Consider the following 12,840-nt stretch of genomic DNA (forward strand, 5'->3'; position numbering starts at 1 on the left):
CCTTTTCTTCTTCATTGGCATATCCATGACTTTTACACCTCATGATATGCCCCGCCCACGAAATCACGGATAGGCCCGGCGCGATCGGACAGCGCGGCCGTCCAAGCCGGTGCTGCGGAAGCGCGTCAGCGACCGGCGCCGGCCTGCACACTGACCGCTCGCTCGCAGGCCAGCTCAAGGATCAGAACAGCTGATCAATCCCTGCCGCGGGTTCGATTGACGCCGGCAGCGTCAGCGATGTAGGTGCACCTGTTCGCACGCATGGCGAGCCCTGCCTGCACGCCCGCCGCCTGCTCGCCGGCGGCTCATGCCAACGCCCCGGAACAGCGAACAAAATTCCACCGTGACGGCGATTGACACCGGCCGCGCCAGCGTCCAAAGGCGTACCGCTAAGCGTGGCGTCGTAGCAAGCTCCGCCTGCACGCCCACCGCTTGCTCGCCGGCGGCTCATGCCAACGCCCCGGAACAGCGAACAAAATTCCACCGTGACGGCGATTGGCACCGGCCGCGCCAGCGTCCAAAGGCGTACCGCTCAGCGCGGCGTCGTAGCGAGCGTTCGCCTGCACGCCCGCCGCTCGCTGGCCGGCCGCTCATGCCGACGCCCCGGAACAGCGAACAAAATTCCACCGTGACGTCGATAGACACCGGCAGCGCCCAAATGCGTACTGCTTAGCGCAGCGTCGTAGCAAGCGTCCGCTCGCCCGCCAACCAACTCGAGCCACAAACCGCAACAGCGAATAAAACTCGACCGCGACTTCCATCGACACCGACAGTGTCGACATCCAAAGGCGTACCACCCAGCACGCCACAGCAAGGCTTCGACTGCACCCGCGGGTCGCTTACCGGCCGGCTCAAGGAACGCCCGGAACGCGAATAACTCCACCGCGACCGCGATCGACACCGGCAGCGTCGGCGCCCAAAAGTGCACCGCTCCAGCCCGCCACAACAAGCCTGCAACTGCACGTCTTCCGGTGGCTCGCCGACCAATTCAAGCCAACGCCCGGAACAACCAACAAAGGCCACCACGTATGCGATCGACGCCGGCAGCGGTCAACGACGCCGAACGTCCCACTCGCCACGCACAGCAAGACAGCAAGACAGCAAGACAGCAAGACAGCAAGCCCCACCCGCCACCACCAGCCCCACTCAAGCCAACGCCCTGAACAACCAATAAAGCCCCGCAGCGAGCGCGATCGACGCAGGCAGCGTCAGCACCCACGCGAGCACGAGGCTGCGCACGGTATTCCATTGCAGTCCCGACCCGTTCGCCGCCATCGTGCCGGCGACGCCCGACGACAGCACATGGGTCGTCGACACGGGCAGTCCGTACACGTCGGCCGCGCCGATCGTCAGCATCGCGACGAGTTCGGCCGACGCGCCCTGTCCGTACGTCAGGTGCTGCTTGCCGATTTTCTCGCCGACGGTCACGACGATCCGCTTCCAGCCGACCATCGTGCCGAGACCCAGCGCGATCGCGACGGCGACCTTCACCCACGTCGGAATGAACTTGGTCGCGTGGTCGAGCTGCGTGCGGTAGTTGTCGATGGCGAGCTTGTCGTCGGCGGCGAACGCCGGTTTTCCGGACTTCTCGATCAGGCGAATCGCTTCGGATACGAGATACATCGTGTTGCGCACGTTGTCGACGTCGCCTTGAGGCACGGCCGCCATCGACCCCGACGAGCCGACCGACGATGCGAGCGACGTCGACAACTGCTGCACGGCCGGCAGCACCGCAGGCGTCAGCTCGCGATGCTGCACGAAGCGCTCGACGTCGGCACGCGGATTCGCGGACGGCGCGACGCCGTTCGTGTACTTCCCGAACGTCGCGGCGGCCTGGTTCGCGACGGCGACGAACGTCTGCGATTCGGCCGGCGTGACAGCCTTGTTCAACGCGTAAGCGGTCGGCACCGTGCCGATCAGGATCAGCATGATGAGGCCCATCCCTTTCTGCCCGTCGTTCGAACCGTGCGCGAACGACACGCCGGTGCAGGTCAGGATCAGCAGGCAACGAATCCAGAACGGCGGCGGCTGATCCTTCGGCGGCTCCCGGTACAGATCGGGCACGCGCACGACGGCCTTCAGCACGAGCAGCAGCAGCGACGCGCACAGGAAGCCGACGATCGGCGAAAGCAGCAGCGACTTGCCGACGCCGAGCGCCTGCCCCCAGTCGACGCCGCTCGTGCCGGACGCGCCGTGCATCAGCTGGTTCATCAGCCCGACGCCGATGATCGAGCCGATCAGCGTATGCGAACTCGACGACGGCAAGCCGAAATACCAGGTCGCGAGATTCCACACGATCGCGGCGATCAGCAGCGCGAACACCATCGCGAAGCCCGCACCGCTGCCGACCTGCAGGATCAGCTCGACCGGCAGCAACTGCAGGATTCCGAACGCGACGGCGCCGCTCGAGATCATCACGCCAACGAAGTTCCACATGCCGGACCAGATCACCGCGACGTTCGGCGTCAGCGAATGCGTATAGATCACGGTGGCGACGGCGTTCGCGGTGTCGTGGAATCCGTTGACGAATTCGAAGCCGAGCGCGATCAGCAGCGCGGCGCCGAGCATCAGATACGGAAACAGCGAGCCTTCGCGGATCGGCGCCAGATCGGCGATCAGATGCGTGGCGACATAGACGGCGCCGATCGCGAGCACCAGCAGGAACACGACATAGCCGATCTGCCGATTGCGCTCGATGGCACCCTGATTGTTCACGGACGACGAAGCAGGCTGGTTCATGACGGCATCTCGCAGGAGGAGTCCCGTCCGATGCTAGCGTCGCGTTCCAGTCAGTTTGATGACAGTCCGTAGCACGAACGAATCGATCGGCTTACGGAGATGTAAGGTCGCCGCGATATTCGCGCCTAGCGCAGCATGCGCGGCGCGTCCCACGTCGATTCGCGCGCAAGCGCAACGAACGCAGCCAGATAGTCGATCGCCGCATCCGCTTCGCGAATACCGAGGAAGATCTGCTTCGCGATCCCTTTTTTGCCGAGCTTGACCGGCACGATCGGCATCCGGTCCGCATATTCGTCGGCGAGCCATCTCGGCAATGCAGCGACGCCGCGCCCGCTCGCCACCATCTGCAGCATGATGTCGGTCGTCTCGATCGACTTGTGCCGCTTCGGCACGATGCCGGCCGGCGTCAGGAACTGGTTGTAGATGTCGAGCCGGTCGGTCTCGACCGGGTACGTGATCAGCACCTCGTCGGCCAGCTGTTCGGGCGTCGCGTAGGCGGCGTTCGCGAGCCGGTGCGCGTCCGCGACGACCAGCACCTGTTCGTAGTCGAACACCGGATCGAAGCGCAGGCCCGGCTTGTTCAGCGGGTCGGGCGTCACGAGCACGTCGACGTCGTAGCCGAACAGCGCGCCGATGCCGCCGAACTGGAAACGCTGCTTCACGTCGACGTCGACGTCCGGCCAGCGCGACAGGTACGGCGACACGACTTTCAGCAGCCACTGATAGCACGGATGGCATTCCATCCCGATGCGCAGCGTGCCGCGTTCGCCTTTCGCGTACTGCCGCATCCGCTCTTCGGCGAGCTCGAACTGCGGCAGCAGCCGGTGCGCGAGCTTCAGCAGATACTGTCCGCCTTGCGTGAGACGCAGGCCGCGCCCTTCGCGATCCCAGATCGGCGTGCCGAGCTGCTGCTCGATTTTCCGCACGGTATGGCTGAGCGCGGACTGCGTCAGATGCAGCGCATTCGCGGCCGCAGTAAGCGAGCCCTGGCGCTCGACTTCGCGAATGACGACGAGATGGAACCGCTCCAGCATGGTGTTCGCCCGGCCGATAGAAGCATGAACAGATTTAATGGATGAATGAAATAATGCCATTTTATTTCATGGTTTGAAATCCCTATCATGGCTGCCGACTCTTCATCACTTGGACGGCAGCTTCAATGGTCACGACACACAGCCTCGGTTATCCGCGCATCGGCGCGAAACGCGAACTCAAGTTCGGTCTCGAACGCTACTGGAAAGGCGAGTCGTCGCGCGCCGAGCTGACCGCGCTCGGCGCGGAGCTGCGCCGGCGCCACTGGAACGACCAGCGCGATCTCGACTTCGTGCCGCTCGGCGATTTCTCGTTCTACGACCACGTGCTCGACATGAGCTTCACGCTCGGCAACCTGCCGAAGCGCGTGCAGGGCTTTCACGGCGATGCGCTCGACAACTATTTCCGCGTCGCGCGCGGCCGTTCCGCGCAGTCGGACGAACCGCATGCGGGATGCTGCGGCGGCGTCGCGGCAGGCGAAATGACGAAGTGGTTCGATACGAACTATCACTACATCGTCCCGGAGTTTCATGCGGACACGAACTTCTCGCTGGATCCGTCGCGGCTGCTGCAGCAGCTGACGGACGCGAACGCCGCGCACGTGCGCGCGAAGCCGGTGATTCTCGGGCCGATTACCTATCTGTGGCTCGGCAAGGCAAAGGACGATTCCGATCGGCTCGCGCTGTTGCCGAAGCTGCTGCCCGTGTACGGCGCGCTGCTCGACACGCTGACCGCTCAGGGTGTCGAGTGGGTGCAGATCGACGAACCGGTGCTGGTCACCGAACTCGACGCCGCGTGGCGCGACGCGCTGCGCACCGCGTATGCGGCGCTGGAGACGCGTCGCATCAAGCTGCTGCTCGCGACGTACTTCGGCCGGCTTCAGGACAACCTGACGCTCGCGTGCTCGCTGCCGGTGGACGGTCTGCATATCGATGCGATCCATGCGCGCGACGAAATCGACGCGCTGCTGCGCGAGTGGCCGGCCGATCGCGTGCTGTCGGTCGGCGCGATCAACGGCCGCAACATCTGGAAGACCGATCTGAACGCGACGCTCGACTGGCTCGAGCCGCTCGCGAAGCGGCTCGGCGAGCGTCTGTGGATCGCGCCGTCGTGCTCGCTGCTGCACGTGCCGGTCGATCTCGCGAGCGAAACGCAGCTCGATCCCGAGATTCGTTCGTGGCTCGCGTTCGCGCGGCAGAAGCTCGACGAGCTGAAGGTGCTCGCGACCGCGCTGAACGAAGGGCGCGATGCGGTCGCGGACGCGCTCGCCGCGAACGCCGCGGCGATCGAATCGCGGCGACGCTCGCCGCGCGTGCACAACCCGGCGGTGAAGGCCGCAGTCGCGCGCATCGACGCGCGGCTCGGCAACCGGACGAGCGCGTATGCGCAGCGCGCGGTAAAGCAGGCGGCGCGACTGAACCTGCCCGCGTTTCCGACGACGACGATCGGCTCGTTCCCGCAGACCGCCGAGATTCGCCGCGCGCGCAGCGCGTTCAAGGCGGGCGCGCTGGACGAAGCGGGCTACCGCGCCGCGATGCGGGCCGAGATCGCGCGCAGCGTGCGCGAACAGGAGGCGCTGGAACTGGACGTGCTCGTGCACGGCGAAGCCGAGCGCAACGACATGGTCGAATACTTCGGCGAACAGCTCGACGGCTACGCGTTCAGCCAGTTCGGCTGGGTGCAGTCGTACGGGTCGCGCTGCGTGAAGCCGCCGATCCTGTTCGGCGACATCAGTCGTCCGCGCGCGATGACGGTCGAGTGGATCGCGTATGCGCAGTCGCTGACGAGCAAGCCGATGAAGGGGATGCTGACCGGCCCGGTGACGATCCTGAACTGGTCGTTCGTGCGCGACGATCAGCCGCGCTCGGTGTCGTGCCTGCAACTCGCGCTCGCGATCCGCGACGAGGTGCTCGATCTCGAGAAGGCGGGTGTACGCGTGATCCAGATCGACGAGGCCGCGTTGCGCGAAGGCTTGCCGCTGCGCCGCTCCGAATGGGGCGAGTATCTGAAGTGGGCGGTCGAGTCGTTCCGGATCGCCGCGAACGGCGTGCGCGACGACACGCAGATCCACACGCACATGTGCTATTCGGAGTTCAACGACATCATCGCGTCGATCGCCGACATGGATGCGGACGTGATCACGATCGAGACGTCGCGCTCCGACATGGAGCTGCTCGACGCGTTCGACGGCTTCCGGTATCCGAACGAGATCGGGCCCGGCGTCTATGACATCCATTCGCCGAACATCCCGACGCAGGACCACATCGTCGGGCTGATGAAGAAGGCGGCCGAGCGGATTCCGCCGCAGCGGCTGTGGGTGAATCCGGACTGCGGGCTGAAGACGCGTCAGTGGGCCGAAGTGATCCCGGCGCTGACGAACATGGTCGCGGCCGCGAAGGTGCTGCGCGAGCGCATGCAGTGATGCGCGGCCGCCGCGAGCGCGACGGCGGCGGCCGCGCTCGCCGGCCTGCCGCGATGCGGTCGCGGCACGCGACGACGGCCGCGCGATGCGGAAACGGCGGTGCCGCGCACCGCCGCGAAGTTACGCGGTACGCGCGTCGCGCGGCAGCGGCTCGGCGGTCTTGCGACGAGAGCCGGCGTCGTCGATGCTCACGCGGCGCGAGATCAGCCACACGCACAGCGACGACAGCAGTGCGGCGCTCGTGTACTGCAGCGCGAGCGGCCACCATTGCGGCGCGGTGTTCTGCGCGATGACGGTCGCGACGAGCGGCGTGAGGCCGCCCGCGAGCGCGCCGCACACCTGGTACGCGATCGAGATCGCCGTGTAGCGGATTCGCGCGACGAAGATGCCGCTGACGAACCCGGCGACCACCGCGTAGTAGCCCGATTCCGCGAGCGTCGCGAGGCCGACGCCGAGCGTGATCGACAGCGGCGTGCCGACGTGCACGAGCGGCAGCATCACGAACGGCACGATCGCGGCCCATGCGCCGGCGATCAGCAGCACGCGCGTCGTGCCGAAGCGCTGCGCGAAGAACGCGGCCGCGAGCTGCACGACGAACTGCAGCACGGCGACGATCGTCATGCAGTGCAGCACCATCGAGCGGTCGAGCGACAGGAACTGCGTCGCGTAGCTGATCATGAAGATGTTGCTGAAATAGACGCCGGCGATCCCATACACGTTCGCACCGATCGCGAGCAGCAGCAGCGGCCAGTACCTGAGCGCTTCGCGCACCGGATTGCGCGCCGTGTCGCCGCTTTTGCGCACTTCCTCGAACTCCGGCGACTCCGACACGCTCGCGCGGATCACGAAGCCGACGACCAGCAGCACGGCGCTCGCGAGGAACGGCACGCGCCAGCCCCAGCTCATCATGTCGTCCTTCGGCAGCGTGCTGATCGCGCCGAACGCGAGCATCGACAGGATCAGCCCGCTCGCGCTGCCGAGCTGCGCGAACGACGCGAAGAACGTGCGCTTGCCTTCCGGCGCATGCTCGCCGGCGAGCAGCACCGCGCCGCCCCATTCGCCGCCGACCGCGATGCCCTGCAGCACGCGCATCAGCACGAGCAGGATCGGCGCGAGCATGCCGGCTTGCGCGTAAGTCGGCAGCAGCCCGATCGCGACCGTCGACACGGCCATCAGCATCAGCGTCGCGAGCAGCGAGCGCTTGCGGCCGAAGCGGTCGCCGAGGTAGCCGAACATCACGCCGCCGAACGGGCGCGCGAAGAAGCCGACCGCGAACGAGCCGAACGACGCGAGCAGGCTCACGAAACGGTTTTCGCCGGGGAAGAACAGCGGGCCGAACACGATCGCGGCGGCAGTCGCGTAGCTATAGAAGTCGTACCACTCGATCGTGGTGCCGACGAACGACGCGAGCGCTGCCCGCTTCGGTTGCTTGATGGAAGTCCCCATCTTCTGTCGTGCTCCTCTGGAATCCTCTGATTGGAATAGGTTGGCGGTCGGACCCGGCGGCCGTCAGTCGCGGTACGCGACGCCGGGCAGCACGCACAGCAGCTCGTACGCGAGATTCGCGCCGAGCAGCGCCGTGGTGCCGAACGGATCGTACGGCGGCGCCACTTCGACGAGATCGCAGCCGACGATGTTCAACCCCTTCGCGCCGCGGATGATCTCGAGCGCCTGCGGCACCGTGAGGCCCGCGATCTCCGGCGTGCCGGTGCCCGGCGCGTAGGCCGGATCGATGCCGTCGATGTCGAAGCTGATGTAGACGGGCGTATCGCCGATGCGCGCGCGCACTTCGTCCATCAGCGGCGCAAGCGACTTGTTCCAGCATTCTTCCGCCTGCACCACGCGGAAGCCCTGCTCGCGGCACCAGTCGAAATCCTCGGCCGCGTAGCCGGTGCCGCGCAAGCCGATCTGCGTGACCTTGTCGCCGTGCAGCAGGCCTTCCTCGACCGCGCGGCGGAACGGCGTGCCGTGCGCGATCTTCTCGCCCATCATCGTATCGTTCACGTCGGCGTGTGCATCGACGTGGATCAATGCGACCTTGCCGTGCTTGCGGTGGATCGCGCGCAGGATCGGCAGCGCGATCGTGTGGTCGCCGCCGAGCGTGATCGGCTTGCAGTCGTGCTCGAGGATCGCGTCGTACGCGGCTTCGATGCGCGCGATCGAATCGTGCAGATTGTACGGGTTGATCGCGACGTCGCCGATGTCCGCGACCTGCAGCGAATCGAACGGCGCGGCGCGCGTCGCCATGTTGTACGGGCGCAGCAGCACGGACTCGGTGCGGATCTGGCGCGGGCCGAAGCGGGCGCCGGTGCGGTTCGACGTGCCGAGGTCGAACGGCACGCCGACGAAGCATGCGTCGAGGCCGGCGGCGCTCGCCACGTGCGGCAGGCGCATCATCGTCGCGATGCCGCCGCAGCGCGGCATTTCGTTGCCGCCGAGCGGCTGGAAACGGGTTTGGTCGTTCATGGGGGTGTCTCTTCCGATGTTGGGGTTGCCGTATCATTCGACGCGGCCAAGCGCGTGGCGCACAGTTTTACGCGCTCCGGCCGCAAAGAAGAATGCGAAGATATCGACGTAAACATCGGTCTTCATCGATGCATGGAAGGGGAATAGCGTGCTGGGGAATCTGTCGACCCTCGATCTGCGGCTGATCCGCGTGTTTCTCGCGGTCACGGACGCGGGCGGCGTATCGGCCGCGCAGGCGGTGCTGAACGTCGGCCAGTCGACGATCAGCGCGCAGCTGTCGTCGCTGGAAACGCGGCTCGGCTACCGGCTGTGCGAGCGCGGCCGCAGCGGCTTCCGGCTCACGCCGAAAGGCGAGCGGTTCCATGCGATGAGCCGCAAGCTGCTCGCCGCACTCGACGAGTTCGGGATGGCCGCACGGCACATGGATCGGCAACTGGTCGGCACGCTGAACATCGGGCTGATCGGCCATACGCCGGTGAGCCAGAACGCGCGGATCGCCGAAGCGATCGCTGCGTTCCGCACGCGCGACGAAGCCGTGCGCTTCTCGATCTCGGTGCGTGCGCCCGGCGATCTCGAGGAAAAGCTGCTGAGCGACGAGATCCAGATCGCGGTCGGCTATTTCTGGCATCGCGTGCCGTCGCTGCACTACACGCCGCTGTTCGTCGAGCGCCAGGTCGCGTACTGCGGCCGCGGTCATCCGCTGTTCGAGCGCGCGGGTGCGCTCATGCCGGCCGACGTCGCCGGGTTCGAATGGGCGTGGCGCTCGTATCCGCTGCCCGAGGCGCAGATGTCGACGACGCCCGACCGCGTGACGGCCACCGCCGACAACATGGAGGCCGTCGCGCTGCTGATCCTGTCCGGACACCACCTCGGCTATCTGCCGCAGCACTTCGCGGCGCCGTACGTCGCGCAGGGACTGCTCGCGCCGCTCAATCCGCAGCGGCTGCACTACGACGTGACGTTCCACATGGTCGTCGCGCGCAACGCGCGCGGCAATCCGCTCGTCGACGCGTTTCTCGAGGATCTTGAGCGCGCGCATCAGTCGCCGGACGCGTGAGCGCGGGCGCGCCGGCACGGTGACCGCGCGTCGCGCGGACCGGCCGCGTGCGCATCACGGCACCGGCAAGCCCGCGTCGTGCTTCACCTCGCGCAACGACAGCGCCGATTCGATCGACGTGACGCCCGGCAGCATCCGCAGCGAGTCGCGCAGGAACGTGCCGTAGTCGTCGAGATCGCGCGCGACCACCTGCAGCAGATAGTCGGCGGTGCCGGCGACGTTGTGGCACGCGAGAATCCGCTCGATGCCGAGCACTTCGCGCTCGAACCGGTCGGCGACCTTGCGGTCGTGCGTCGCGAACCGCACGAGCACGAACGCGACGACGCCGAAGCCCAGCGCCTTGCGCGACAGCTGCGCGCGGTAGCGCTCGATGTAGCCGTCGTTTTCGAGCCGCTTCAGCCGGCGCGCGCACGGCGTTTCGGACAGGCCGACTGAGTCGGCGAGCCGCGCGATCGGCATGCGTCCGTCGCGCTGCACCGCGGCGAGGATCGCGCGGTCGGTTTTGTCGAGATCGGTCATATTGGCGGAATCCTTGTCGGAATGCATGGATTATGGCGGATTCCTCCATGAAGCTTCGATTCATGGCCGAAGAAGGCCAATAATCGCTCCGCCTTCGACGGCAACATATCGCCATCGAGCCGAAGGGGCAGACCATGATTTCCACGCATTTGCTGTTGATCTACCTGGCCGCGCTGGCGGCCATCTATGCGGTGCCCGGGCCCGACATGGCGCTCGTGCTGCAGACCAGCATCGGCCGCGGCGTGCGGCCCGGCATCGCGGCCGCGGCTGGCCTGTCGCTGGCGCGCAGCACGCACGTGACGCTGTCCGCGTGCGGCGTCGCCGCGCTGATCCGCGGCGCGCCGTGGCTGTACGAAGTGATTCGCTACGGCGGCGCGCTTTATCTCGCGTATGTCGCGATCCAGGTGTTCCGCTCGCCGGTCTTCGCGCTCGGCGACGGCGACGCGGCACCGGCGGGCGAGCTGCGCCAGTCGTTCGTGAAGGGGCTGCTGACGAACCTGCTGAACCCGAAGGCGCTGCTGTTCTGCTCGGTGCTGCTGCCGCAGTTCGTGCGGCCGGAAGCGGGGCCCGTCGTCGTGCAGATGTTCGAGCTCGGCGCGCTGCTGGTCGCAGCCGGCATGTGCTTCGACGTCGCATGCGTGCTCGGCGCGGCGCGCATCGCGTCGTGGATGCGCGCGCATCCGCTCGCGCAGACCGTGCAGCGCTGGACGTTCTCGGCCGCGCTGATCGGCTTCGCGCTGCGGCTGTCGATGGATTGACCGCGTGCGGCCGCCGTGCCGCGGCTGCATGCGGCGGCACGACGCGACGGAGCGGGCGAACGAAGCCGACGCGCCGTGCCCGCGCGTGTCGGCTTTGCCGCAGAACGGCGTGCGCGCAAATCGTCTGACTGTTCTACACTTCCTGTTACTTCGCGCTGCTGCGAAGCGACCGATCGAACGGAACCGTCTATCGCCGACCCTGTCCGATTCCTGGCTGTTCCGTGCAACGCGGTACAAAGGAGGGTCTGAACATGGCAAGGCATCTTCACGCCGACCGTGAACCCCGAATCGTCGCCGAGTCGAAGTGCCTCGGTCCGTGCGATCCGGCAGAACGCATCCACGTCACGATCATGCTGCGGCGGCAGGAAGAAGGGCAGCTCGACGCGTTGATCCACCAGCTCGCCGCCGGCGACGCACAGGCCAAGCCGCTGTCGCGCGACGCGTTCGCGCAGCGGTTTTCCGCCAATCCCGACGACATCCGCAAGACCGAAGATTTCGCGCGCCGCCATCAGCTGGCGATCGATCGCGTCGATCCGGTCGAAAGCGTCGTCGTGCTGTCCGGCACGATCCAGCAATTCGAAACCGCGTTCGGCGTGAAGCTCGAGCGCTTCGAGCATCGCGCGATCGGCCAGTATCGCGGCCGCTCGGGCCCGATCGCATTGCCGGACGAACTCGGCGATGCGGTCACGGCCGTACTCGGCCTCGACAGCCGCCCGCAGGCGCGGCCGCACTTCCGGCTGCGCCCACCGTTCAAACCGGCGCGCGGCGCGTCGGCCGTCACGTTCACGCCGCTGCAGCTCGCGTCGCTCTACGGCTTTCCGGCCGGCGACGGCGCCGGCCAATGCATCGCGATCATCGAACTCGGCGGCGGCTATCGCGCGGCCGATATCCAGCGATATTTCCGCGGGCTCGGCATCGCCACGCCGCCGACGCTCGTCGACGTCAACGTCGGGACGGGCCGCAATGCGCCGACCGGCGACCCGAACGGCCCGGACGGCGAAGTCGCGCTCGACATCGAGATCGCCGGTGCGATCGCGCCGGCCGCGAAGATCGCGGTGTACTTCGCGCCGAACAGCGATGCGGGCTTTATCCAGGCGGTGAACGCGGCCGTCACCGACAAGGTCAACAAGCCTTCGGTGATCTCGATCAGCTGGGGCGGCCCGGAAGCGATCTGGCAGACGCAGTCGGCGAACGCGTTCAATCGCGTGTTGCAGGCGGCGGCCGCGCAGGGGATCACGGTGTGTGCGGCGTCGGGCGACAGCGGGTCGAGCGACGGGCTGCAGGACGGCGCCGATCACGTCGACTTTCCCGCGTCGAGCCCGTACGTGCTCGGCTGCGGCGGCACGCAGCTCGACGCGTTGCCGGGGCAGGGCATCCGCAGCGAGGTCACGTGGAACGACGACGCATCCGGCGGCGGCGCGGGCGGCGGCGGCATCAGCGCGCTGTTCGACGTGCCTGCATGGCAACAGGGGCTCGAGGTGACGCGCGCCGACGGCCGCCGCGTGCCGCTCGCGAAGCGCGGCGTGCCGGACGTGGCCGGCGATGCGTCGCCGCAGACCGGCTACGAAGTGTCGGTCGCCGGCACGCCGGCCGTGATGGGCGGCACGAGCGCGGTCGCGCCGCTGTGGGCTGCGCTGATCGCACGGATCAACGCGGCGGCCGGCGTGTCGGCCGGCTGGATCAATCCGACGCTGTACAGGAATCCGCGCGCGCTGCGCGACATCACGAAAGGATCGAACGGCACGTATGCGGCGGCTTCCGGATGGGACGCGTGCACGGGCCTCGGCAGCCCCGACGGCGCGCAGCTCGCCGCGATCCTGTCGCGCAAGCCGTCGACCTGACGCGCG

9 protein-coding genes are annotated in these 12,840 nt (G+C 67.2%); 4 read left to right on the forward strand and 5 right to left on the reverse strand.

All coding sequences use genetic code 11. The features are described from left to right. Positions 1 to 1,146: 1,146 nt before the first annotated feature. Complete coding sequence (locus tag BUB20358_RS16710; protein ID WP_006766492.1) at positions 1,147 to 2,739, reverse strand: inorganic phosphate transporter; 1,593 nt, start codon at positions 2,737 to 2,739, stop codon at positions 1,147 to 1,149. Between the two features lie 125 nt (positions 2,740 to 2,864). Further along, positions 2,865 to 3,773 carry a LysR family transcriptional regulator gene (locus BUB20358_RS16715; protein WP_035974581.1) on the reverse strand — a complete coding sequence of 303 codons (909 nt, stop codon included), beginning with the start codon at positions 3,771 to 3,773 and terminating at the stop codon, positions 2,865 to 2,867. Positions 3,774 to 3,898: 125 nt separating this feature from the next. Here BUB20358_RS16715 and metE point away from each other — a divergent pair, with 125 nt between their 5' ends. Beyond that, on the forward strand, positions 3,899 to 6,193 hold the full coding sequence (gene metE / locus BUB20358_RS16720; RefSeq protein ID WP_035974578.1) for a 5-methyltetrahydropteroyltriglutamate--homocysteine S-methyltransferase: 2,295 nt from the start codon (positions 3,899 to 3,901) through the stop codon (positions 6,191 to 6,193). 120 nt (positions 6,194 to 6,313) lie between these two features. Here the strand turns inward: metE and BUB20358_RS16725 are convergent, their stop codons facing one another. After that, positions 6,314 to 7,639 carry an MFS transporter gene (locus BUB20358_RS16725; protein ID WP_035974576.1) on the reverse strand — a complete coding sequence of 442 codons (1,326 nt, stop codon included), beginning with the start codon at positions 7,637 to 7,639 and terminating at the stop codon, positions 6,314 to 6,316. Positions 7,640 to 7,702: 63 nt separating this feature from the next. Beyond that, positions 7,703 to 8,659 carry an agmatinase gene (gene speB / locus BUB20358_RS16730; RefSeq protein WP_006766488.1) on the reverse strand — a complete coding sequence of 319 codons (957 nt, stop codon included), beginning with the start codon at positions 8,657 to 8,659 and terminating at the stop codon, positions 7,703 to 7,705. A 148-nt stretch (positions 8,660 to 8,807) separates the two neighbouring features. On the opposite strand from speB, the gene BUB20358_RS16735 reads away from it, so the two are divergent. Beyond that, entirely contained in the window at positions 8,808 to 9,716 is a 909-nt protein-coding gene (locus BUB20358_RS16735; protein ID WP_006766487.1) for a LysR family transcriptional regulator, read from the forward strand. A gap of 54 nt (positions 9,717 to 9,770) precedes the next feature. Here the strand turns inward: BUB20358_RS16735 and BUB20358_RS16740 are convergent, their stop codons facing one another. Beyond that, positions 9,771 to 10,235, reverse strand: coding sequence for an Lrp/AsnC family transcriptional regulator (locus BUB20358_RS16740; protein ID WP_035975374.1), 465 nt, complete (start codon positions 10,233 to 10,235; stop codon positions 9,771 to 9,773). A 134-nt stretch (positions 10,236 to 10,369) separates the two neighbouring features. Here BUB20358_RS16740 and BUB20358_RS16745 point away from each other — a divergent pair, with 134 nt between their 5' ends. Then, the gene (locus BUB20358_RS16745) at positions 10,370 to 10,993 is read left to right on the forward strand and encodes a LysE family translocator (RefSeq protein ID WP_006766485.1); all 624 of its coding nucleotides are present in this window, start codon (positions 10,370 to 10,372) and stop codon (positions 10,991 to 10,993) included. A 251-nt stretch (positions 10,994 to 11,244) separates the two neighbouring features. Next, the gene (locus tag BUB20358_RS16750) at positions 11,245 to 12,834 is read left to right on the forward strand and encodes a S53 family peptidase (RefSeq protein WP_035974574.1); all 1,590 of its coding nucleotides are present in this window, start codon (positions 11,245 to 11,247) and stop codon (positions 12,832 to 12,834) included. Positions 12,835 to 12,840 lie beyond the last annotated feature (6 nt).

The sequence above is a fragment of the Burkholderia dolosa genome, from assembly GCF_902499135.1.
Classification (GTDB): Bacteria; Pseudomonadota; Gammaproteobacteria; order Burkholderiales; family Burkholderiaceae; genus Burkholderia; species Burkholderia dolosa.